The sequence below is a fragment of the Vibrio sp. 1CM8B genome (assembly GCF_023161685.1).
Classification (GTDB): Bacteria; Pseudomonadota; Gammaproteobacteria; order Enterobacterales; family Vibrionaceae; genus Vibrio; species Vibrio coralliirubri.
In genome coordinates this window covers 531,943-554,146 of the sequence record NZ_JALNTU010000002.1, presented here as the reverse complement: position 1 = coordinate 554,146, position 22,204 = coordinate 531,943, and the positions used below count along the sequence as shown (strand labels likewise).

At 44.9% G+C, this 22,204-nt stretch carries 19 protein-coding genes and 6 tRNA genes; 20 read left to right on the top strand and 5 right to left on the bottom strand.

What is annotated here, in order from left to right; translation table 11 throughout:
• Positions 1-74: 74 nt before the first annotated feature.
• The 9 genes from eno to rpoS all read left to right on the top strand — a co-directional run bounded on the left by eno (position 75) and on the right by rpoS (position 7,797).
• A complete protein-coding gene (gene eno / locus MSG36_RS06215) occupies positions 75-1,373 on the top strand; it encodes a phosphopyruvate hydratase (RefSeq protein ID WP_017059033.1) in 1,299 nt (432 codons plus the stop codon).
• Positions 1,374-1,783: 410 nt separating this feature from the next.
• Positions 1,784-2,065: a cell division protein FtsB gene (gene ftsB / locus MSG36_RS06210; RefSeq protein WP_010435786.1), complete on the top strand. Its 282-nt coding sequence runs from the start codon at positions 1,784-1,786 to the stop codon at positions 2,063-2,065.
• Complete coding sequence (gene ispD, locus MSG36_RS06205) at positions 2,065-2,766, top strand: 2-C-methyl-D-erythritol 4-phosphate cytidylyltransferase (RefSeq protein ID WP_248366713.1); 702 nt, start codon at positions 2,065-2,067, stop codon at positions 2,764-2,766. The genes ftsB and ispD overlap by 1 nt, the downstream gene beginning before the upstream one ends.
• A gap of 2 nt (positions 2,767-2,768) precedes the next feature.
• The gene (ispF, locus tag MSG36_RS06200; RefSeq protein ID WP_004739053.1) at positions 2,769-3,248 is read left to right on the top strand and encodes a 2-C-methyl-D-erythritol 2,4-cyclodiphosphate synthase; all 480 of its coding nucleotides are present in this window, start codon (positions 2,769-2,771) and stop codon (positions 3,246-3,248) included.
• 22 nt (positions 3,249-3,270) lie between these two features.
• Positions 3,271-4,317 (top strand): tRNA pseudouridine(13) synthase TruD, encoded by a 1,047-nt coding sequence (gene truD / locus MSG36_RS06195; protein ID WP_050651822.1) that lies wholly within the window; start codon positions 3,271-3,273, stop codon positions 4,315-4,317.
• Between the two features lie 81 nt (positions 4,318-4,398).
• Positions 4,399-5,142, top strand: coding sequence for a 5'/3'-nucleotidase SurE (gene surE / locus MSG36_RS06190; protein ID WP_050644146.1), 744 nt, complete (start codon positions 4,399-4,401; stop codon positions 5,140-5,142).
• On the top strand, positions 5,143-5,769 hold the full coding sequence (locus tag MSG36_RS06185) for a protein-L-isoaspartate(D-aspartate) O-methyltransferase (RefSeq protein ID WP_017059029.1): 627 nt from the start codon (positions 5,143-5,145) through the stop codon (positions 5,767-5,769). It begins immediately after the preceding gene.
• A 34-nt stretch (positions 5,770-5,803) separates the two neighbouring features.
• A complete protein-coding gene (gene nlpD, locus MSG36_RS06180) occupies positions 5,804-6,718 on the top strand; it encodes a murein hydrolase activator NlpD (protein WP_050620526.1) in 915 nt (304 codons plus the stop codon).
• A gap of 98 nt (positions 6,719-6,816) precedes the next feature.
• Positions 6,817-7,797 carry an RNA polymerase sigma factor RpoS gene (gene rpoS / locus MSG36_RS06175; RefSeq protein WP_017059027.1) on the top strand — a complete coding sequence of 327 codons (981 nt, stop codon included), beginning with the start codon at positions 6,817-6,819 and terminating at the stop codon, positions 7,795-7,797.
• Positions 7,798-7,942: 145 nt separating this feature from the next.
• Here rpoS and mutS read toward each other — a convergent pair whose 3' ends face one another.
• The 5 genes from mutS to cobA form a co-directional block, all read right to left on the bottom strand.
• The gene (mutS, locus tag MSG36_RS06170) at positions 7,943-10,504 is read right to left on the bottom strand and encodes a DNA mismatch repair protein MutS (protein ID WP_048605779.1); all 2,562 of its coding nucleotides are present in this window, start codon (positions 10,502-10,504) and stop codon (positions 7,943-7,945) included.
• A gap of 150 nt (positions 10,505-10,654) precedes the next feature.
• On the bottom strand, positions 10,655-11,656 hold the full coding sequence (gene asrC / locus MSG36_RS06165) for a sulfite reductase subunit C (protein ID WP_050651821.1): 1,002 nt from the start codon (positions 11,654-11,656) through the stop codon (positions 10,655-10,657).
• A gap of 10 nt (positions 11,657-11,666) precedes the next feature.
• A complete protein-coding gene (gene asrB / locus MSG36_RS06160) occupies positions 11,667-12,467 on the bottom strand; it encodes an anaerobic sulfite reductase subunit AsrB (protein ID WP_050651820.1) in 801 nt (266 codons plus the stop codon).
• Positions 12,454-13,515, bottom strand: coding sequence for an anaerobic sulfite reductase subunit AsrA (asrA, locus tag MSG36_RS06155; protein ID WP_050651819.1), 1,062 nt, complete (start codon positions 13,513-13,515; stop codon positions 12,454-12,456). The genes asrB and asrA overlap by 14 nt, the downstream gene beginning before the upstream one ends.
• A complete protein-coding gene (cobA, locus tag MSG36_RS06150; protein ID WP_081090214.1) occupies positions 13,508-14,335 on the bottom strand; it encodes a uroporphyrinogen-III C-methyltransferase in 828 nt (275 codons plus the stop codon). The genes asrA and cobA overlap by 8 nt, the downstream gene beginning before the upstream one ends.
• 278 nt (positions 14,336-14,613) lie before the next feature.
• Between cobA and MSG36_RS06145 the strand changes: the two genes are divergently transcribed.
• The 11 genes from MSG36_RS06145 to MSG36_RS06095 all read left to right on the top strand — a co-directional run bounded on the left by MSG36_RS06145 (position 14,614) and on the right by MSG36_RS06095 (position 22,204).
• Complete coding sequence (locus MSG36_RS06145) at positions 14,614-15,126, top strand: CinA family protein (RefSeq protein WP_048615633.1); 513 nt, start codon at positions 14,614-14,616, stop codon at positions 15,124-15,126.
• A 139-nt stretch (positions 15,127-15,265) separates the two neighbouring features.
• Positions 15,266-16,306 carry a recombinase RecA gene (gene recA / locus MSG36_RS06140; protein WP_050651818.1) on the top strand — a complete coding sequence of 347 codons (1,041 nt, stop codon included), beginning with the start codon at positions 15,266-15,268 and terminating at the stop codon, positions 16,304-16,306.
• A 332-nt stretch (positions 16,307-16,638) separates the two neighbouring features.
• Complete coding sequence (gene alaS, locus MSG36_RS06135) at positions 16,639-19,221, top strand: alanine--tRNA ligase (protein ID WP_050646158.1); 2,583 nt, start codon at positions 16,639-16,641, stop codon at positions 19,219-19,221.
• Positions 19,222-19,441: 220 nt separating this feature from the next.
• Positions 19,442-20,623 carry an aspartate kinase gene (locus MSG36_RS06130; protein WP_081090215.1) on the top strand — a complete coding sequence of 394 codons (1,182 nt, stop codon included), beginning with the start codon at positions 19,442-19,444 and terminating at the stop codon, positions 20,621-20,623.
• A gap of 92 nt (positions 20,624-20,715) precedes the next feature.
• Complete coding sequence (gene csrA / locus MSG36_RS06125) at positions 20,716-20,913, top strand: carbon storage regulator CsrA (protein ID WP_004415691.1); 198 nt, start codon at positions 20,716-20,718, stop codon at positions 20,911-20,913.
• Positions 20,914-21,387: 474 nt separating this feature from the next.
• Positions 21,388-21,480, top strand: a tRNA-Ser gene (locus tag MSG36_RS06120).
• 43 nt (positions 21,481-21,523) lie between these two features.
• Positions 21,524-21,600: transfer RNA gene (locus tag MSG36_RS06115), tRNA-Arg, on the top strand.
• Between the two features lie 44 nt (positions 21,601-21,644).
• A tRNA-Ser gene (locus MSG36_RS06110) sits at positions 21,645-21,737 on the top strand.
• An 89-nt stretch (positions 21,738-21,826) separates the two neighbouring features.
• Positions 21,827-21,903: transfer RNA gene (locus MSG36_RS06105), tRNA-Arg, on the top strand.
• A gap of 67 nt (positions 21,904-21,970) precedes the next feature.
• Positions 21,971-22,047, top strand: a tRNA-Arg gene (locus MSG36_RS06100).
• 80 nt (positions 22,048-22,127) lie between these two features.
• Positions 22,128-22,204: transfer RNA gene (locus tag MSG36_RS06095), tRNA-Arg, on the top strand.

Here is a 22,204-nt window from a genome sequence, read left to right as displayed (position 1 = left end):
TACAGGTAGCTGCGTAAGTTGTGCTGCTACCTTTAAATTTGACATTTATATATTCAACGAGAAGGAAACATTCAATGTCTAAGATCGTTAAAGTTCTAGGTCGTGAAATCATCGATTCACGTGGTAACCCAACTGTAGAAGCTGAAGTACACCTAGAAGGCGGTTTCGTAGGTATGGCTGCTGCTCCATCTGGCGCATCTACTGGTTCTCGCGAAGCTCTTGAGCTACGTGACGGCGACAAATCACGTTTCCTAGGTAAAGGTGTTCTTAAAGCTATTGAAGCTGTAAACGGCCCAATCGCTGAAGCTCTAGTTGGTACTGACGCTAAAGCACAAGCTGACGTTGACCAAATCATGCTTGACCTAGACGGTACTGATAACAAGTCTAAGTTCGGCGCGAACGCTATCCTAGCTGTATCTCTAGCTAACGCAAAAGCTGCTGCTGCTGCGAAAGGCATGCCTCTATACGAGCACATCGCTGAGCTAAACGGTACTGCTGGTCAGTTCTCTATGCCTCTACCAATGATGAACATCATCAACGGTGGTGAGCACGCAGATAACAACGTTGACATCCAAGAGTTCATGATCCAACCAGTTGGCGCTAAAACTCTTAAAGAAGGTCTACGTATCGGCGCTGAAGTATTCCACAACCTAGCTAAAGTTCTTAAGTCTAAAGGCTACAGCACCGCAGTTGGTGATGAAGGTGGTTTCGCTCCTAACCTTAAGTCTAACGCTGAAGCTCTAGAAGTTATCGCAGAAGCTGTTGCAGCTGCTGGTTACGAACTAGGTAAAGACGTTACTCTTGCTATGGACTGTGCAGCATCTGAGTTCTTCGACAAAGAAGCTGGCATCTACAACATGAAGGGCGAAGGTAAAACTTTCACTTCTGAAGAGTTCAACCACTACCTAGCTGAGCTAGCGAACAACTTCCCAATCGTTTCTATCGAAGACGGTCTTGACGAGTCAGATTGGGATGGCTTCAAGCACCAAACTGAACTTCTAGGCGACAAGCTTCAAATCGTTGGTGACGATCTGTTCGTTACAAACACTAAGATTCTTGCTGAAGGTATCGAGAAAGGCGTAGCTAACTCTATCCTTATCAAGTTCAACCAAATCGGTTCTCTAACAGAGACTCTAGCTGCTATCAAGATGGCTAAAGACGCTGGCTACACTGCAGTAATCTCTCACCGTTCTGGCGAAACTGAAGATGCAACTATCGCTGATCTAGCGGTAGGTACAGCTGCAGGTCAAATCAAAACTGGTTCTATGAGCCGTTCTGACCGTGTTGCTAAGTACAACCAACTTATCCGTATCGAAGAAGCTCTAGGTTCTAAAGCTCCTTACAACGGTCTTAAAGAAGTTAAAGGTCAATAATTCGTCCTATTTGGCACTGTAGCTGCGTTAATTGCAGAAGATTCACTAAGTCACATAGGAAACTATGCTCCATAGCTGAATCTTCTTTGTTGCCTTGCTACAGCACCAACTAGTTAGAATTATGCACTAATGCTTTTAAATGCCTCGCTTATGCGGGGCATTTTTTTGTCTGCAAAAAGGTGAAGAAAAGAAGCTCTAGGTTATATAGCTTTCTTTTTGATACCGAAAGTTCGTCATTCCCTAGACTGACGAAGGAAGGAGTAGGGAATCTCATTGTTGTCCTTACCTATCCCGACAATAATTCCCCGACTTATTGATTCCCTGACACCACATATCTCGCACCAATAAGCTCATTATGGTATATATGTGCCTTATTCTAGTTCCTTCTTTTTCAACCGGCGAAAGGTGTTATGCGAATTTTTGCTTTAGTACTGCTCATAGTGTTTGGCTGGCTACAACACACACTGTGGCTCGGTAAAAATGGTATCTCTGATTACTACGGTGTGAACAACGAAATCCAAGTTCAACAGCAAGTAAATGAAAAGCTGCATATTCGAAATGCAGAAATGTTTGCTGAAATTGACGATCTACGCCAAGGCTTAGACGCGATAGAAGAACGCGCACGTCATGAACTTGGAATGGTCAAAGAAGGCGAAACGTTTTATCGCATCATTGGCGAGGAATCCCATTAATGTCGACTCAACTTCAAAGCGTGATTGCCGTTGTACCTGCAGCGGGCGTCGGTAGCCGAATGAAGGCAGACCGCCCTAAGCAATATCTCAAGATTCACGGTAAAACAATTTTAGAGCACACCGTTGAGAAATTACTGTCTCACCCACAAGTCGCTCAAATTGTCGTTGCGATCAGCGATGATGACCCATACTACCCTGAGCTAGCACTCAACCAGAATCCACAAGTGATCAGAGTGTCAGGCGGAAGCGAGCGAGCAGATTCTGTACTCTCTGCGCTAAACTATATCGCTGAGCAGCAGCTTAGTGATTGGGTAATGGTTCACGATGCGGCAAGGCCTTGTGTTCAGCTAAGTGACATCGACAAGCTAATTTCCGCTGCAATGAGCCATGATGTGGGCGCTATTTTAGCGGCTCCCGTTCGTGACACGATGAAGCGAGGTGCCCAAGGGCAGATCGAGCATACCGTTGAACGAGCAGATTTATGGCATGCGCTTACCCCTCAGATGTTCCGATCTAAGCCTTTACGGAAAGTCTTGAGTGAGGCGTTGCAGCAAGGTGCTTCGATTACTGATGAAGCCTCAGCCTTTGAATGGAAAGGTTTATCGCCCGCTTTAGTGGCAGGGCGTTCAGATAATTTTAAGATTACTCAGCCTGAAGATTTAGCGCTTGCTGAGTTCTATTTAAGTCAGAATAAGGAATAATGATGATTCGTATTGGCCATGGCTTTGATGTACATAAGTTTGGTGGTGAAGGCCCGGTAATTATTGGTGGTGTAAGCATCCCTTACGAGCAAGGTCTTATTGCACACTCAGACGGTGATGTTGCCCTTCATGCGTTGTGTGACGCTCTATTAGGTGCGATTGCTGCGGGTGATATTGGTCGTCATTTCCCTGATACCGATGACGAATGGAAAGGCGCGGATAGCCGTGAACTACTGAAAGATGTTTACCGTCGAGTAAAAGAACAAGGTTACGTGATTGGTAATGCCGATATTACTATCATGGCGCAAGCTCCAAAGATGGCACCTCATATAGACTCTATGTGCCAAGCTATTGCTCAAGACCTAGAAACCAGCATTAGCAATGTGAATGTAAAAGCGACGACTACTGAGCGTTTAGGTTTTACAGGTCGCAAAGAGGGCATCGCATGTGAAGCGGTTGTCCTAATTACTAAAAGTGCGTAAGCACCAACACGAAAAGAACAGCATGTCAGATATTTTATCTTCATTGGCTTATCTAAACGGTAAACCAACTGCGAAAGCAAAACTAAAAGCAAAAGCCGAACACTTTGTCGTTAATGAAGACTTGGGTTTTGAGTTTACTGGTGAAGGCGAGCACCTAATGGTTCGTATTCGTAAAACTGGTGAAAACACGAGCTTCGTAGCAAACGAGCTGGCTAAAGCTTGCGGTGTTAAGTCGAAAGACGTGAGCTGGGCAGGTTTAAAAGACCGTCACGCAGTAACTGAGCAGTGGTTGAGTGTGCACCTACCAAAAGGTGAGCCTGACTTTTCAGCGTTCTTAGCACAGTACCCAAGCATTGAGATCTTGGCGACAGCACGACACAACAAAAAGTTACGTCCGGGTGATTTAGTTGGCAACCAATTCGAGCTGACTTTGTCTGAAGTAACAGATTGTGATGATGTCGTAAAACGTTTGAAAAAAGTCGCTCAAGTCGGCGTGCCAAATTACTTCGGTGCTCAGCGTTTTGGTAATGAAGGTAACAACTTATCTGAAGCTCGTCGTTGGGGCCGTGATAACGTTCGTACTCGTAACCAGAATAAGCGCAGCTTGTACCTTTCTGCGGCTCGCTCATGGATTTACAACCTGATCCTGTCAGACCGTATTGAGCAAGATGCATTTGCATCGGCATTGCTTGGCGATATTGTCATGAAAGACGGCGCTCAACTAGCGGTAACTGCGGACAATATCGAAGCAGTAAACCAAGACATCGCGAATGGCGCTGCATGGGTTACTGTTGCTTTGGCTGGCGATAACGCTTTGCCAACGACTGATGAGTCTCAAGCGTTAGAGCAAAAACATCTTGATTCTGAACCTGACCTAATGGCGCTGATTCGCGGTAACCGCATGCGCCATGACCGTCGTGAAGCATCGTTAAAACCAACCGATTTAACTTGGGAAGTGAACGAAGATAATATCACTCTTAAGTTCTCTCTAGACGCAGGTTGTTTCGCAACCGCTATCGTTCGTGAGTTGGTTGAAGAAGTACACGTAGAAAGAACCTACGAGCAATAACGATTCTGCTTGGAGCTGGGTCACTTGATATTGGAATTTAAGTGACTTGGCTTAGCATGGGAACAAAAGAAAGGATACAAGATGAAGATTTTACTCAGCAATGATGATGGTGTGCACGCTCAAGGTATTCATGAGCTGGCAAATGAGCTACGTGATCTTGCTGAAGTTATCATTGTTGCCCCTGACCGTAATCGCTCGGGTGCGTCAAATTCATTAACTTTAGAACAGCCTCTGCGTGTTCAAGAGATTGCTGAAAATACCTATTCGGTACAAGGAACACCGACCGACTGTGTGCATTTTGCGTTAAACGAACTGCTAAAGAATGACATGCCAGATCTGGTATTAACGGGCATTAATCACGGTGCTAACCTGGGTGATGATGTGCTTTATTCAGGCACGGTGGCTGCAGCAATGGAAGGGCACTTTCTAGGCGTTCAATCGGTAGCGTTTTCTCTGGTGGGAAAAAAACATTTTAAGACAGCGGCAGCGATTGCTCGTCGTATTGTCGAACAACATTTAGCAAACCCAATCCCGACCAATCGCTTGTTGAACGTGAACGTTCCTGATTTAGCCTTAGAACAGCTGTCTGGTACTCAGGTGACGCGCCTAGGTGCTCGTCATCACGCTGAAGATATGATCAAGCAAAAAGACCCGCGTGGTCACGATATCTATTGGCTCGGCCCTCCGGGCAAAGAGCAGGATGCCGGTGAAGGTACCGATTTTTACGCGATTGAGCATGGCTTTGTGTCGGTAACACCGTTACAAGTTGATCTAACGGCGCATGAGTCGTTGGGCGCGATGGCAACATGGTTAGGGGAGAAGTAAGTGAGTAATCCGCAAGCTGAGCGTTTAATTACTTTTCTGATTGAAAATGGTATTCAGGATCAAAAGGTTCTTGATGCGATCTACCAACTGCCGAGAGAGAGCTTTTTATCACAGGCGATGTATCACCAAGCCTATGATAATAACGCGCTGCCTATCGGTCAGGGTCAGACAATCTCCCAGCCATACATTGTTGCTAAAATGACAGAGCTGCTTGAATTACAACAAGATAGCCGTGTCTTGGAGATCGGAACCGGTTCTGGTTACCAAACTGCGGTATTGGCTCAACTTGTTGATCATGTTTATTCGGTTGAAAGAATAAAGTCGCTACAATGGGATGCCAAGCGTAGGTTGAAGCAACTCGATTTCTACAATATCTCAACTAAGCACGGTGATGGTTGGCAAGGTTGGTCTTCAAAAGCCCCTTTTGATGCGATTATTGTTACCGCCGCTGCAGAGTCGATTCCTCAAGCGCTTCTGCAACAGCTGAAAGATGGCGGCCGTTTACTGATTCCAGTCGGTGATGACGAACAGCAACTATTAAAGATCGTTCGACACGGCGATGAGTTTTTATCGAGTGTTATCGAGATGGTGAGATTTGTACCTCTTGTTCCTGGTGAGCTAGCTTAATAAAAGACTAATGGTGTAGGTGGATAGAGAGTCGATGCGTTCGAAGTTGTTAAAAGGAAGTACTTTACTGCTTAGCTGTGCCCTTGTTGGGTGTGCAGCGAATTCGCCTGCGCCCGTTTCAAGCCTAAACAAGAATTACTCATCGATTGATCGTGGTAGTTATCGTGGCAGTTACTATGAAGTTAAAAAAGGCGACACCCTTTACTTCATCGCCTATGTCACCAATAAAGACGTTAAAGATCTTATCGGTTATAACAAGTTGTCTGCTCCTTACACTATCCACCCGGGGCAGAAGCTTAAGTTGTGGCGTCCTAGCTACAACGCGCCAGCGTATGGCAAGTCAACGGTAGCGGCAGCAGCAGTTGCTGCGCCTGTCGCCGCATCCACAACGTCATCTGCGGCAAGTAAACCGAAAACTACACCACAAAAGAGCAAAAACTCTAAACCAGCTCCAGCTCAAACTACCACCAAAGTGGTGAAAAAAGATCCACCAAAGAAGGTTGAACAATCTAAATCAAAGGAGTATGTTGGTTCTAAAGGTAAACAGAATGTTACACCGTCCACCAAACCAACAAGTGATAAAGTATCCAAATGGTTATGGCCAACTAAAGGGAGAGTAATCAAGAATTTCTCTGTAGGCGAACAAGGAAATAAAGGCATAGACATAGCAGGACAGCGAGGTCAGCCAATAGTATCTACTGCAGGGGGAACGGTTGTTTATTCGGGTAATGCACTACGAGGCTACGGCAATCTAGTGATTGTGAAGCACAATGATAATTACTTAAGTGCATACGCGCATAACGACCGACTATTAGTATCTGAAGGGCAAAGTGTGAAACCAGGGCAGAAGATTGCAACAATGGGAAGCTCTGGAGCCAGCAGTGTTAGGCTGCACTTTGAGATTCGTTACCAAGGTAAATCCGTTAATCCAAAACGATATTTACCTTAAATACAATATGCAAAAATTACGTATTGTATGGAGTGACATAGTCATTTAGCGACATATGAAGTTGTAATGTCATGCTAATTTCGCCAGGGGGAGGCGTTATGAGTATAAGCAATGCAGTAACCAAAGAAGAGTTCGATCTTGACCAAGCAACCACGGAACCGGAAGCTCTTGGAAAAGCAAAACGAACAGTCACTAAGAAAACCGAAGCGAAAGAAGAAGTTGAAGTTACGTCTAAAAGTTTAGATGCCACTCAACTCTACTTAGGCGAAATCGGTTTCTCACCACTACTAACCGCTGAAGAAGAAGTGCTATACGCACGTCGAGCTCTACGCGGTGATGAAGCAGCACGTAAACGCATGATTGAAAGTAACCTGCGTTTGGTGGTAAAAATTTCACGTCGTTATAGCAACCGCGGCCTTGCACTTCTCGATCTAATCGAAGAAGGCAACTTAGGTTTAATTCGCGCCGTAGAGAAGTTTGATCCAGAGCGTGGCTTCCGCTTCTCAACTTACGCGACATGGTGGATTCGTCAAACCATTGAACGTGCGTTAATGAATCAGACTCGCACTATCCGTTTGCCAATCCATGTTGTGAAAGAGCTGAACATCTACCTACGTACTGCAAGAGAGCTATCACAAAAGCTTGACCATGAACCAACGGCAGAAGAAATTGCTTCTAAGCTAGATAAGCCGGTTGGTGATGTGAGCAAGATGCTTCGTCTAAACGAACGAGTGAGCTCTGTTGATACGCCAATTGGTGGTGACGGTGAGAAAGCGCTGTTGGATATTATTCCAGACATCAACAATTCAGATCCTGAGGTTTCAACTCAAGATAGCGATATCAAGAACTCGTTGATTTTCTGGCTTGATGAACTGAACCCGAAACAGAAAGAGGTGCTTGCACGTCGATTTGGACTACTGGGTTATGAACCTTCAACATTAGAAGAAGTAGGCCGCGAAATCAGCCTGACTCGTGAACGTGTTCGTCAAATCCAAGTTGAAGGTCTTCGCCGCCTACGTGAGATTCTTATCAAGCAAGGTCTGAATATGGAAAATCTGTTCAACGTAGAAAACGACTAATTGAACAAGTGATGCTTCTCTAATCTAAATAGAAGACAAATAAAAACGCTGACTTTAAGTCAGCGTTTTTTTGTTTGTGGCTTTGGTATTTCATGCCGTCTAATCAAAATAACAGTTTGGCAATAACAAGCTACTTGGTAAGAAACTAAAGCAGCTTCTTCAAGCGGTAAAGTTCTTCTAATGCTTGGCGAGGAGTTAGATCATCAGGATCAACATTCGCTAGCGCTTGCTCCACTTCACTAGGCTCTGGGATCAGGCTCAGCTGGTTTGCGATATCGACACCGCTTGGCTTCGATGTTGGCGACTCGATACTTAACGCTTCTAGTTGAGTCAGCTTCGCACGAGCATTCTTGATCACCGCTTTCGGTACGCCAGCTAGACCTGCAACCGCTAGACCGTAAGATTTACTTGCTGCACCTTCTTGAACTGCGTGCATAAAGGCAATGCTGTCACCATGCTCAACCGCATCTAGGTGCACGTTAGCCAGTGTTGGAAGTTGGTTAGGCAATTCAGTTAGCTCAAAGTAGTGCGTTGCAAACAGTGTCATCGCATTGATTTGATTGGCTAGCCACTCTGCACTTGCCCAAGCCAGAGATAGACCATCGTAAGTACTAGTACCACGACCGATTTCATCCATTAGCACAAGGCTATTTGGTGTCGCATTGTGCAGGATATTCGCCGTTTCTGTCATCTCAACCATGAAGGTTGAACGACCAGAAGCCAAATCATCGGATGCGCCAATACGGGTAAAGATACGGTCGATAGAACCAATCGTCGCGCTTTCTGCAGGAACATAACAACCGATATGAGCCATCAATGCGATGAGTGCCGTTTGGCGCATGTAGGTCGATTTACCACCCATGTTTGGACCTGTGATGATCAGCATCTTGCGTTGATCATTCAGATCGATAGGGTTAGCAATGAAAGGTTCGTCCATCACTTGTTCAACAACAGGGTGACGACCGGCCTGAATTTGTACGCCAGCAGACTCTGTCATGGTTGGACGACAGTAATCAAGGGTATCTGCACGCTCAGCCAAGTTCTGTAGAACATCAAGCTGAGATACTGAAGAGGCGATGTTTTGTAGGCGCTCTAGATACGGCAATAGCAAGTCAAACAACTCTTCCCAAAGCTGTTTCTCGATAGCGAGTGCTTTCGACTTAGAGTTAAGTACTTTGTCTTCGTGCTCTTTTAGTTCAGGAATGATGTAACGCTCTGCATTTTTCAGCGTTTGACGACGAACATAGTGTGGCGGCACAAGGTGGCTTTGCCCACGGCTTACTTGAATGAAGAAACCGTGTACGTTGTTGTAGCCAACTTTAAGCGTGTCGATGCCATGACGTTCACGTTCTTCTTGCTCAAGCTTATCAAGAAATTCGGTTGCGCCTGCTGCAAGGTCGCGCCATTCGTCTAACTCGGCATTGTAGCCTTCTGCAATCACACCACCGTCACGGATAACCACCGGTGGGTTCTCTTTGATTGCACGCTCAAGTAGCTCAGAAACCTCATCCACAGGAGAAGCATACTGAGCTAACTGAGTTAGGTACGGATGCTTAAGTTGCGTCAGTGTCTCTGCAAGCTCTGGTAAATATTCCATTGCTTGGCGAAGTCGTGCCATATCGCGAGGGCGAGCTGAACGAAGTGCCAATCGAGCAAGAATACGTTCGATATCACCAATCTGCTTTAAGGTTGGTTGTAGCTCTGTGAATAGAGCCAAATCTTTCATCTCACCAATCGCATCTAGGCGCTGATCGAGTGCAGAGATATTGCGCATTGGTTGATGTAACCAGCGCTTAAGCATACGGCTACCCATTGCTGTCGCAGTGTGATCAAGTACTTCGGCAAGGGTGTTATCAGTACCACCACCAAGATTTTGCGTGATCTCTAGATTGCGTCGAGTCGCTGCATCAAGGATCACCGAGTGATCTTGTTTATCCATCGTCAGTGAACGGATATGTGGAAGGGCAGTACGTTGGGTATCTTTCACGTATTGGATCAAACAACCAGCCGCACATAGACCCAGTTTCGCGCTTTCTACGCCAAAGCCAACCAGATCGCGAGTACCAAACTGCTTATTCAATTGCTGCTTAGCGGTGTCTAATTCAAATTCCCATACCGGGCGGCGGCGGTTGCCATTACGGCTTGCCATTAGATTGACAGGTTCGAAATCTTCAGGGAACAGTAGCTCACGAGGCGAGGTTCTCTGCAGTTCTGCGGCCATTGCTTCTTCGGTTTCTGGCTCGCAGAGTTGGAATCGACCGGAGGTAATATCCAGTGTCGCGTAACCAAACTTACCGTTGTGATGGTAGATGGCCGCAATCAGGTTATCTACGCGCTCAGAAAGCAATGCCTCATCGGTCACGGTACCGGGTGTAACGATACGTACGACAGCGCGCTCAACAGGGCCTTTTGAAGTTGCTGGATTACCAATCTGTTCACAAATTGCTACGGATTCACCAAGTTGCACTAACTTTGCAAGGTACCCTTCAACGGCATGGTAAGGAACACCCGCCATAGGAATAGGCTCACCGTTTGATGAACCACGTTTAGTCAGTGAAATATCGAGGAGTTGAGAAGCTTTTTTAGCATCATCGTAGAAAAGCTCGTAGAAATCGCCCATGCGGTAGAACAGCAGAATTTCTGGGTTTTCTGCTTTCAGTTTTAGGTACTGCTGCATCATGGGAGTATGTTTTTGATCGGCTTTCACAGTTAACTTCTTTCGTTTATTTCTATTGCGGCTTAGGATACGTGAAAGCGTTTCGTGCGAAAAGCAGCTCAAGCGAAAAGATGCAAAAGCCCTAACAAAAAAACACCTCGTGAGAGGTGTTTTGTTTTTGTGCTGTCTGATTTTATCGGCTTATTTTACATGTATGTTCGCCATATATTCATCTTCAGCCCAGTACATTCGTTGTGCTACTTTGGCTTCTGGATTCAATTCAACACCGTTTAATACGCGTTCTTTGAATCTTAGGTAGCCACCTTGGTCAATGAGGTGACCCATATGTAAATACTTAGGAATACCTTTCAGCATTTCTTTCTCAAACTCAAATAGGTTTTCAATAACCTGATGAATCACTTCTTCAGTTACCCAATTTAAGAATAATTTACCCACACGTGGGGTTTTCTTCGACGTACGTCCACCTAGCTTAACCATGTACAACTGTTTTGGATTACGTTGCCATGCCAAAGTTGGGCAGGCAAGAACACACTCACCGCAACCGATGCACTTGCTTTCTTCTTTGGTTGCTTTGCCATCGACAATAGATAGGCAGTTCACAGCATGGTGGGAGCAAGCGTCAACACAAGCACCACAACCAATACAACGCTCTGATGTGAAATCAATCTTTGCTATGCCTAATATACCGAAGTCTGCCATGTTGGCTTTAGCGCAATCATTAGGGCAGCCCGCGGCGACAATCTTCAAGTGATATTTGCTTGGGTATACGTGATGTTCTAAGCGCTGTGCTAACCCAGTCGTATCGGTATTGGCTTTTTGACAAATTTGGCTGCCTTGGCAAGCAACAATATTTCGTCCACCAATTGATTGGTAACCGGCCTCAAGATCTTCCACTTCAATGCCACAAATATCTTGAGTAATGTCTTCAATAAATGGGCGCAGTGCTTTATTTACTTCTGGAATATCTTCGTAGCGGATACCTGGCATCGCCAATTTTTGGCGAGTTGTGAGGTGGATAACACCGTTACCCCATTTCTCGGCAATCTCTTGCGCAGTTGCAAGTAGGTGAGCGGGCATGATGCCACCAGGGATTCGAACACTGATCATGCATTCGCCACGAACTTTCGATAGACGATAGTCCGCATCAGCACGCATTTTGATAATATCTACATCTAAACTCATCGTCGTCTCCCTAATCAACCATTGACTGTGCTTCGTCGTATTGGAATACAGGCCCGTCAACACATACGTACTTTTCACCAATACGGCAGTGCCCACATTTACCTACAGCACAAGCCATTTTTCGCTCGTAATCGACCCAGATTTGCTCTTCTTTAAGACCAAGCTCTAGAAAGGCTTTTACAACGAACTTGATCATAATTGGAGGGCCAACAACAATCAGTTGCACGTCGTGTATATCTGATAAATCAAGCGTTTCGATGTATTTAGTCACAAGACCAGTTTGATAAAACTCGTTATTGGATTCTTCATCCAGCGTACAAATCAGGTTGATTGTATCGTTCCAATGCTTCATTTCTTCTTTGTAAAGGACGGCTTGATCGTTTTTGTAACCGACAACCACGTCCATTGATTTTACTAACTGAGTCTCGTGACTGAAGTGGTTGATCAAACCTTTTACAGGCGCGACACCAGTACCACCAGCAATCACGATTAAGTGCTTACCGTGGTATTTTTCCATTGGGTAACCATTACCATGAACACCACGCATCCATACCATGTCACCAACATGTTTAGTAAATAGCTCATAGGTAACCTTACCGACTTTACGGATCAGTAGGTCGATATAGCCTTCACCAAAGTCTGAAATGGAGATAGGAGCTTCACCGAATAATGGTAATGAAACTTCAACAAATTGGCCGAATTTCACATCGAAGTCACACTCGACACGAAAGTTCCATTCGATCTCAGTATGCTTAGTGATGTCTAAGATCTTGTACGATTGAGGTACTAATTGATTTTTACACTGGCACATTTTCGGCCTCATTCTTCAAAGTTAATTCAATTTGATCAGACATTTTATTGATGATGTTGCTGAACGAAATGTAATGCGGACAGCGGTCATCACAGCGACCACAGCCAACACACATATGGTGCTCACCTTGGCGTGCTTTGAAGTCATTAACTTTGTGCAGAGCGCGGTAACGAAGTCGTTCGCCCGTCTTCTGTCTGAATTGGTGTCCACCAGCCATATCGGTAAAGTTCCCTGTCATGCAGCTCGCATGCTGACGACGGCGCTCACCCACTTTAGCTTCTTGGTTGTAAACCACATCAAATACGCTGTAGCAGCTACAGGTAGGGCATGATGTTGTACATCGTCCACAGCCAATGCAGCGGCTGTCGTATTCATTCCAAACCGGGTTGCCTGTTAGGATCTCGCGAACCTTAATTGGGTCACCACATATTTGGTCAGGTGTGCGTACTTTTACGTGGTTTTCTTGAACAAAACCTGTTTTATGATTTGATTCAATGCCGACTTCAGCCAAGTATTTAGCAAAGGCTTCATCTTGAGTTACCACATCAGCGCCGCCACCAGAAGAGAAGCGAATAGAGGCCGCAAAGTTAGTGGTCGTATTGGCATTCATTGATACGCAGAAGCAATTTTCAAAGCTTGATTCGCACTCAATTAAAACTAATTTGAGCTTTTCGCGTAGACGTTTGTAGTAGAAATCTTCATTTCCCCCATTTTTTAAGAACATGTGATCCAAGCTTTTTAGGGCATTGATATCGCAAGCTCGCAAAAATAAAACAACAGGTCGAGGGTCGACTTTTGACTCTCTGAGTTCGTTTCCATCTAACCAAAACAGAGTTTCAGTGATAGGAAAAACCACTTCTTTTGGAGAGAAATGAGACTTTTCCTTCCAGACGATATCGCTAAAAGACTCTATTTCGTCGTAGATTAGGTTATCAGTATGAGCAAACCGGCCGCCCATACGTTCGTACATCGGTGACATCACTCGGTAGGTTTCTTTCAAATCTGAAATGACACCTTGGAGTTCATCATTAGTTAAAAATTTAGACATGTTCTGCCTCTGGCATTTTTGTGAAAAATCTGCGTACGTAACCATCGAACGTTTCACGCTTGGTGAACCAGTCAATGGTTTCTGAAAGTTTGACGACGTGGCCTACGACGATGACGGCAGGCATGGGTGGATTACAGATATCGACAGCATCGGGGAGTTCACTTAACGAGCACCGAATGACGCGTTGGTCATGTCGCGTACCGTTGCTGATAATGGCTGTCGGAGTCTCTTTTCTTAGCCCATGGTCGATGAGGTTCTTTGAAATGTTGCCCGCTTTGTGTAGACCCATATAAAACACAATGGTGTGATTTACATTCGCGAGACCTTTCCAGTTAATGTGGTCTGAATCATGTTGGTCGCGTGCAGTGACAATCGTGACGCCGTTAGATATGCCGCGATGAGTGACGGGGATTCCAGCGTAACTGCAACAACCAACTGCAGCTGTGATCCCGGGGACTATGTCAAATGCTATGCCTGCATAGTCGAGAAAAAGCGCTTCTTCGCCACCACGCCCAAATACGAATGGGTCTCCGCCTTTAAGACGGCAAACTGTCTTGCCTAGCTCTGCGTGTTTTAGGATCTTCTGGTTGATCTCAGATTGAAGTATGCACTTTGAATTGAAAACTTTGCCGACGTAGACCTTTTCAGTCTCTTCGGGGATAAATGCAAGAATGTCAGCGGATATCAGATTGTCGTAAATAACAACATCGGCTGTTGAAATGATGCGTAATGCCTTAACCGTAAGAAGATCAGGGTCACCGGTTCCAGCACCAACAATATACACATGCCCTTTTTGTTTAATACTTGGGGTTAGTTTCATTTCATTACTCAAATTGTGGTTATATGAGAATGGTAAATGACGGAGGTGTTCAGGAAAATTAAGTTCTAATTAACATGCGTTAATCATTATTGAATATTTAGAGATAAAAGATGTTGCGTGTGAATTAAGCAATAGCGACAACATTGAGTTGGAATTCGTGGAAGTTATGAGAGGCTGTTTGTTATCGAGTTTAGGTTTTGCTCTTTCGTTTACTGTGGTTGAGTAATACGATGTCGTAAATCAATTTTAATGATCATTTCCATCGTTAGTCGTTAAACATGAGAAGGAGTATCGTTGTGCAAATAGAAAAGACACTATGTGAGAAGTTAGGTGTGTTACTCGTGAAACACAAACACGTGTTAGTGACGGCTGAATCTTGCACTGGCGGAGGTGTCGCGAGTGCAGTCACCGATATTGCGGGCAGCTCTGGGTGGTTTGATCGCGCTTTTGTTACGTACAGCAATGAAGCCAAACAAGAGATGATCGGTGTACAACTTAAAACCTTGATTGAGTTCGGCGCTGTGAGTGAGCCTGTCGTAATAGAAATGGCGAGCGGGGCATTGCAACATTCAAACGGGACTATCTCTGTATCGATCAGTGGTATTGCTGGCCCAGGCGGCGCGACCGAAGATAAGCCTGTTGGTACAGTATGCTTCGCGTGGAAAGCGCTAAATGGCTGGGATAAAGTAGAAACGCATGTATTTACAGGCGACAGATCACAAGTACGCCAACAAGCCACGCACCATGCCCTGCAAGTTATTTATGATTACCTATCAATGGAAGGTAAGTAACATTTGTACAAATTATTTTCATACAGGTATAGACACTGTATGAATCAACAGTATAATGAAAGCCAATTAGTCACCCCTATGTGGGTTAGAAATAGATTCTAGATCGCTTGTTGAGACAACCGATTATGTGGAGATAGAAATGGACGAGAATAAACAAAAAGCGTTAGCCGCAGCCCTTGGTCAGATTGAAAAGCAATTTGGTAAAGGTTCTATCATGCGTCTTGGTGATAACCGCACAATGGACGTAGAAACTATTTCTACAGGTTCTCTATCTCTAGATATCGCACTAGGTGCTGGTGGCCTACCAATGGGACGTATCGTAGAAGTTTACGGTCCAGAATCATCAGGTAAAACAACGCTAACGCTTGAGCTTATTGCTGCAGCACAGAAAGTAGGCAAAACGTGTGCATTCGTTGATGCGGAGCACGCACTAGACCCTATCTACGCTCAAAAGCTTGGTGTTGATATCGATGCACTTCTTGTTTCTCAACCAGATACGGGTGAGCAAGCGCTTGAAATCTGTGATGCACTGGCTCGTTCAGGTGCAATCGACGTTCTTGTTATTGACTCAGTAGCAGCACTAACACCAAAAGCAGAAATTGAAGGCGAAATGGGCGACAGCCACATGGGTCTTCAGGCTCGTATGCTTTCTCAAGCGATGCGTAAGCTGACGGGTAACCTTAAGCAGTCTAACTGTATGGCTATCTTCATTAACCAAATTCGTATGAAAATTGGTGTGATGTTCGGTAACCCAGAAACAACAACAGGTGGTAACGCACTTAAGTTCTACGCATCTGTTCGTCTTGATATTCGCCGTACTGGTGCGATTAAAGATGGTGATGAAGTTGTTGGTAACGAAACTCGTATCAAGGTCGTTAAGAACAAGATTGCTGCACCATTCAAACAAGCTGAGACTCAAATCCTTTACGGTAAAGGCTTCAACCGCGAAGGTGAGCTTATCGACTTAGGTGTTAAGAATAAGCTAGTAGAAAAAGCGGGCGCTTGGTACAGCTACAAAGGCGATAAGATCGGCCAAGGTAAAGCTAACGCTGGTAAATACCTACGTGAAAACCCAGAAGTTGCTCTAGAGATCGATACTAAACTTCGTGAGTTACTACTGACTCCTGCTGTTCTTGAAGAGAAGGGCGTAGAGAAAGAAGAAGAAAACGAAGAGCTATAAGCTAACGTTTTATAGAGTGGATGTTTGAAAGAAGCATCCGCTTTGAAAGAATTTAAAGCCTCGCATATTTTATGCGGGGCTTTTTTATTGGATCTGCTCCGTCGAGCATGTCTTTGGTCAAATCTCTTTCGTTGACTGAGTTTCTTCGGTACTAGGTCGTCAATTTAGTTCTGCTTTTCCACGGCTAGATATAGTGGAATATTCTTCATTTTATCGAATTCCCACTAAAATCCTGCCCAAGGGTGTCTTTTCTACAAGAAAACTAGTCGAAGCCTTAACCATGATCTACAATACGGCAAAATTCTAACTCGACTATTTTCAGGAAGAGCTGCATGTACATGAGCACTGATGAGGTTCGCAACGCGTTCCTTAAGTTCTTTGAGAGCAAAGAACACCAAATCGTAGACAGTTCATCGTTAGTTCCACATAACGATCCAACCCTGCTATTTACTAACGCAGGTATGAACCAATTCAAAGATTGCTTCTTAGGCGCCGAAAAGCGTGCCTACACTCGAGCAACTACGGCTCAGCGTTGTGTACGTGCGGGTGGTAAACACAATGACCTTGAAAACGTAGGTTTCACGGCTCGTCACCACACGTTCTTTGAAATGCTAGGCAACTTCAGCTTTGGCGACTACTTCAAAGAAGAAGCGATTGGTTTTGCTTGGGAATTCCTGACAGAAACTCTTCAACTGCCAAAAGATCGTCTACTGGTAACGGTATACGAGACAGATGATGAAGCATTCGATATCTGGAACAAGAAAGTAGGTGTACCTGCTGACCGTATCGTTCGCATTGGCGACAAAGAAGGCGGTAAACAGTTCGAGTCTGATAACTTCTGGACGATGGGTGACACCGGTCCTTGTGGTCCATGTACTGAAATCTTCTACGATCACGGTGAGCACATCTGGGGCGGCCGTCCTGGCACACCTGAAGAAGATGGTGACCGTTTCATCGAGATCTGGAACAACGTATTCATGCAGTTCAACCGTCACGCTGACGGCACAATGGAACCGCTACCTAAGCCTGCTGTAGATACAGGTATGGGTATTGAGCGTATTTCTGCAATTATGCAGGGCGTTCACTCTAACTACGAAATTGATGTATTCCAAAAGCTAATCAAAGCGACAGCGGAAGTTGTGGGTCATGACGATCTATCTAACCAATCGCTACGCGTTATTGCTGACCACATCCGTTCTTGTTCATTCCTAATCGCTGACGGCGTTATGCCTTCAAACGAAGGTCGTGGCTACGTTCTACGTCGTATTATTCGTCGTGCAGTTCGTCACGGTAACAAGATTGGTGCACAAGGCGTGTTCTTCCACAAACTTGTGGGTGTACTGGCTGAAGTGATGGGTTCTGCAGCTGAAGAGCTTAAGAAACAACAAGAACTTGTTGAAAAAGTACTTCGAATTGAAGAAGAGAACTTTGGTCGTACTCTAGAGCGCGGCATGGTTATTCTTAATGACGCACTAGATGCACTTGAAGGCAAAGAGCTTGACGGCGAAACAGTTTTCAAACTTTACGATACATACGGCTTCCCTGCTGACCTTACTAACGATGTAGCTCGTGAACGCGACTTTACTATCGATGAAGAAGGCTTTGAGAAGGCGATGGAAGCGCAGCGTAAGCGTGCACGTGAAGCTGGCCAATTCGGCACAGATTACAACGCGACGATCAAAGTAGACACCAACACTGAGTTCTGTGGTTACACAGCAACTGAAGGTGCTGGTGAAATCTCTGCGCTATTTGTTGACGGCGAAGAAGTATCTTCACTATCGGCTGGCGACAAAGCAATTATCATCCTTGAAGAGACACCATTCTACGCTGAGTCAGGCGGTCAATGTGGTGATGCTGGTACACTAAAAACAGCGTCGGGTCTTTTCAAAGTACAAGATACTCAGAAGCTAGGTAACGCATTTGCGCACCACGGTGAGCTAGTTGAAGGTGTATTTGCTAAGGGCGATAAAGTAGAAGCAACGGTTGACGCTGAGCGTCGTGCTGCTATCTCACTAAACCACTCTGCAACTCACTTACTTCACTCTGCACTGCGCGAAGTTCTAGGTGAACATGTTGCTCAGAAAGGTTCTTTAGTTAAGCCAGACAACCTACGTTTTGACTTTTCTAACCTTGAAGCGGTAACACCGGCACAGATTAAAGAAGTAGAGCGTTTGGTTAACGCACAAGTTCGTAAGAATCACGTGATTGAAACCAACATCATGGACATCGAGTCAGCGAAAGAAAAAGGTGCAATGGCACTGTTTGGCGAGAAATACGATGATGAAGTTCGCGTTCTATCTATGGGCGATTTCTCTACTGAACTTTGTGGCGGTATCCACGCAAGCAACACGGGTGATATCGGCCTATTCAAGATCACTTCTGAAGGTGGTATTGCTGCGGGTATTCGTCGTATTGAAGCGGTAACGGGTGAAGCTGCTCTAGATGCAGTAGAAGCTCAGGCTTACGCTTACGAAGAGAAACTTGCTGAATCAGCTAAGAAAGCAAAATCGCTAGAGAAAGAAATCCAACTGCTTAAAGAAAAGATGGCTGCTGCAGAAAGCGCAAACATCATGGGCAAAGTAGAAGACATTTCGGGTACTAAAGTTTTGGTTGCTGCAATTGAAGGCGCAGACAACAAGAACCTACGTACTATGGTTGATAACGCTAAAAACCAAGTAGGTAGCGGTATCATCCTGATCGCAAACGTAGCAGACGGTAAAGTTGGCTTGATTGCTGGTGTAACCAAAGACCTAATCGGCAAAGTAAAAGCGGGTGATCTCGTTAAGATGGTTGCTGAGCAAGTTGGCGGTAAAGGCGGCGGTCGTCCAGATATGGCTCAAGCGGGCGGTACAGATGTTGAAGCACTGCCAGAAGCGCTTAAATCTGTACGTACTTGGCTAGAAGAACGTCTTTAAGCTTAAGTAATTGATACAAAGATGCCCAATCAGTTGATTGGGCATCTTTTATTTTGCTTATTGGAAGTGTGTTTAAACAAGGTTTGATTGAGATTAACCAAGAAGTCTAATGGTGGCGTTAGACTCCTTGGTTAATTTTTTATTGCTTCGCCCTGACGCGGAGTATGTGTTTTTTTGTCATATATAGACATTGGTCTTGGGAAGGTGAGGACGGGTGAAAATGCCTCTTATCGTGCAGAAATTTGGTGGAACGTCGGTGGGTTCAATTGAACGAATCCATCATGTAGCAGAAAAAATCATTGAAGCGAAAAATGAAGGGAACCAGATTGTGGTTGTCGTTTCTGCTATGTCTGGTGAAACAAATCGGTTAGTTAACTTAGCCACACAAGTTGATAGCGTACCAAACGCTAGAGAACTGGATGTGTTGTTAACGGCTGGCGAGCAAGTTTCCATGGCCTTGTTAGCAATGACGTTACACAAGTTAGGTTATGAAGCGACATCGATGACTGGCTACCAAGCCAAGATACACACGGATTCTAATCATAATAATGCAGCGATTGAGCGTATTGATACTGCTCCGATTCAAGCTCTGCTAGATGACAACCAGATTGTCATTGTTGCAGGCTTTCAAGGATTCAATGCGAAAGGCGATATCACAACATTAGGTCGCGGTGGTTCAGATACTACAGCGGTAGCGCTTGCGGGTGCCTTACAGGCGAAAGAATGCCAGATCTATACTGATGTAGATGGTGTTTACTCTTGTGACCCTAGAGTCGTAAAGCAATCTCAGAAATTAGATACCTTAGACTTTCCTTCTATGGAAGAGATGGCTCGCCGAGGCGCTAAGGTATTGCACCTTCCTTGTGTTCAGTATGCATGGCAGCACAACGTGCCATTGCGAGTGCTTTCAAGCTTTGAACAAGGCGAGGGCACATTGATCGCGGGTAATCAGTGTTTGAATGATATTGCTGGCATCGCCATCCAAAGAGATATGGTACGTATCGAGTGTTTGAATGAAGATTTACCGTCTTTCATTTCACATTGCCAACTGTTGGGGATCGAAGTCTGTAGTGTGATCGAGGAAACAGAACGGGCAGCACTCATTATTAAACAAGACATAAGTGCCAAATTAAAACTAGTTTTTGCTGAGAAAATCCGTAATAGTGAACAGGTTAGTTTGTTAACTGTGGTAGGAAGCCGAACACAAGAAATTGTGGTCAGTTCACATGGATTGTTGTCTGAAGGCGAAATTGATGTACAGCATCACTTATTGCAGCAGCAGTCTTTAACTTTGGTGATATCACCAACGCAAGTCGATATGGCTGCTAACATATTACACAATGCATACATCGTAGCGCGTGAAACACAGGGTTATCCTAAAAAAGAAGTGCATTTTGGTTAAATAAACTCAATCGATAGTTTACGAAAATATAACTTTTGTTGGATAATGCTCTCGTAGCTAGATAAATTTAGAGATTACTCAAGGAGCAAAGAATGCTAATTTTGACTCGCCGCGTTGGCGAAACACTGATGATTGGTGATGAAGTAACAGTTACTGTACTAGGCGTTAAAGGTAACCAAGTACGTATCGGTGTTAACGCACCTAAAGAAGTATCTGTTCACCGTGAAGAGATCTACATGCGCATTCAAGCTGAAAAAGGTAATGGTAACGTTGCATCTGGCAACTACTAATACTTTTGCGTAGAGAAGAGGCTAGCATTGTTGCTAGCCTTTTTTGATCTTGGGGAACCGAAACACTGATTGGGACATAGATAGGTTGGATAACGCTTCAGTCTCAAAGTGGTGAAGTGAATGCTTTGTGATGCAGCGAGATACAGACAAGGTTGAACAGAACGGTTGCTCTGTATTTTGTTTGGCAAAACTCAAGATTTATTAGCTTCCCCTATGGCGAAAATACGCATCCCGTAGTATTGTGCCATCAGCGGTAGCACTTGCTGCTGGAGAAATTAGATAATTGTTTTCGGCTGTTTATTATTGCCAATCTTTCACCTTAATTTTTAAGGGAAAAAGCGCGATTTGAATCTTATAAGTTCAATTTGCAAGCGCTTTGATTAAATAGCAAACGGTTGAGTGTTTTTGTCCAATTTTTTTCAATAAAGTGTTTGACATATTTTCGGTAAAACGTAATATGTGCCTCCGCAAGACGGTGAGGTGGCCGAGAGGCCGAAGGCGCTCCCCTGCTAAGGGAGTATGTGGTTTGTAGCTGCATCGAGGGTTCGAATCCCTCCCTCACCGCCATTTCTTGCGAGTCTAAAATTAGCAATTTAGACAATGTAAATGTGCGTCCTTAGCTCAGCTGGATAGAGTACCTGGCTACGAACCAGGCGGTCGGAGGTTCGAATCCTCCAGGACGCGCCATTCTCTCTTTTCTTACTTGTAAGTGATTTGAGAATAATGAATTAGGTGAGGTGGCCGAGTGGCCGAAGGCGCTCCCCTGCTAAGGGAGTATGTGGTTTGTAGCTGCATCGAGGGTTCGAATCCCTCCCTCACCGCCATTCATTACAGGCCGATGGCCTTTTTTTTTCTTCGTAGCAAGAAGAATGTGATATATTTCACAACTTCATTCTTAATGAATGAACACCGTGCGTCCTTAGCTCAGCTGGATAGAGTACCTGGCTACGAACCAGGCGGTCGGAGGTTCGAATCCTCCAGGACGCGCCACTATTTAAGGGTTTATTTCTTTTAAGAATGAAAGTCCTTGTATTGACTAAGTTGATACTAAAACCGTGCGCTCTTAGCTCAGCTGGATAGAGTACCTGGCTACGAACCAGGCGGTCGGAGGTTCGAATCCTCCAGAGCGCGCCACTATTTAGGGTTTATTTCTTATAAGAATATGAATCCTGATATTGATAAATCGTTCGTCGAGAATTAATATCAAAAACCGTGCGTCCTTAGCTCAGCTGGATAGAGTACCTGGCTACGAACCAGGCGGTCGGAGGTTCGAATCCTCCAGGACGCGCCA

Bases quoted from the DNA above. Each gene is read 5' to 3' on its own strand.
- asrC (WP_050651821.1), bottom strand. From the start codon at position 11,656: ATGAGTTTAGATGTAGATATTATCAAAATGCGTGCTGATGCGGACTAT.
- MSG36_RS06145 (WP_048615633.1), top strand. From the start codon at position 14,614: ATGAGAAGGAGTATCGTTGTGCAAATAGAAAAGACACTATGTGAGAAG.
- rpoS (WP_017059027.1), top strand. From the start codon at position 6,817: ATGAGTATAAGCAATGCAGTAACCAAAGAAGAGTTCGATCTTGACCAA.
- cobA (WP_081090214.1), bottom strand. From the start codon at position 14,335: ATGAAACTAACCCCAAGTATTAAACAAAAAGGGCATGTGTATATTGTT.
- MSG36_RS06130 (WP_081090215.1), top strand. From the start codon at position 19,442: ATGCCTCTTATCGTGCAGAAATTTGGTGGAACGTCGGTGGGTTCAATT.
- ftsB (WP_010435786.1), top strand. From the start codon at position 1,784: ATGCGAATTTTTGCTTTAGTACTGCTCATAGTGTTTGGCTGGCTACAA.
- ispD (WP_248366713.1), top strand. From the start codon at position 2,065: ATGTCGACTCAACTTCAAAGCGTGATTGCCGTTGTACCTGCAGCGGGC.
- asrA (WP_050651819.1), bottom strand. From the start codon at position 13,515: ATGTCTAAATTTTTAACTAATGATGAACTCCAAGGTGTCATTTCAGAT.
- csrA (WP_004415691.1), top strand. From the start codon at position 20,716: ATGCTAATTTTGACTCGCCGCGTTGGCGAAACACTGATGATTGGTGAT.
- surE (WP_050644146.1), top strand. From the start codon at position 4,399: ATGAAGATTTTACTCAGCAATGATGATGGTGTGCACGCTCAAGGTATT.
- ispF (WP_004739053.1), top strand. From the start codon at position 2,769: ATGATTCGTATTGGCCATGGCTTTGATGTACATAAGTTTGGTGGTGAA.
- alaS (WP_050646158.1), top strand. From the start codon at position 16,639: ATGTACATGAGCACTGATGAGGTTCGCAACGCGTTCCTTAAGTTCTTT.
- truD (WP_050651822.1), top strand. From the start codon at position 3,271: ATGTCAGATATTTTATCTTCATTGGCTTATCTAAACGGTAAACCAACT.
- eno (WP_017059033.1), top strand. From the start codon at position 75: ATGTCTAAGATCGTTAAAGTTCTAGGTCGTGAAATCATCGATTCACGT.
- asrB (WP_050651820.1), bottom strand. From the start codon at position 12,467: ATGTGCCAGTGTAAAAATCAATTAGTACCTCAATCGTACAAGATCTTA.
- nlpD (WP_050620526.1), top strand. From the start codon at position 5,804: ATGCGTTCGAAGTTGTTAAAAGGAAGTACTTTACTGCTTAGCTGTGCC.
- recA (WP_050651818.1), top strand. From the start codon at position 15,266: ATGGACGAGAATAAACAAAAAGCGTTAGCCGCAGCCCTTGGTCAGATT.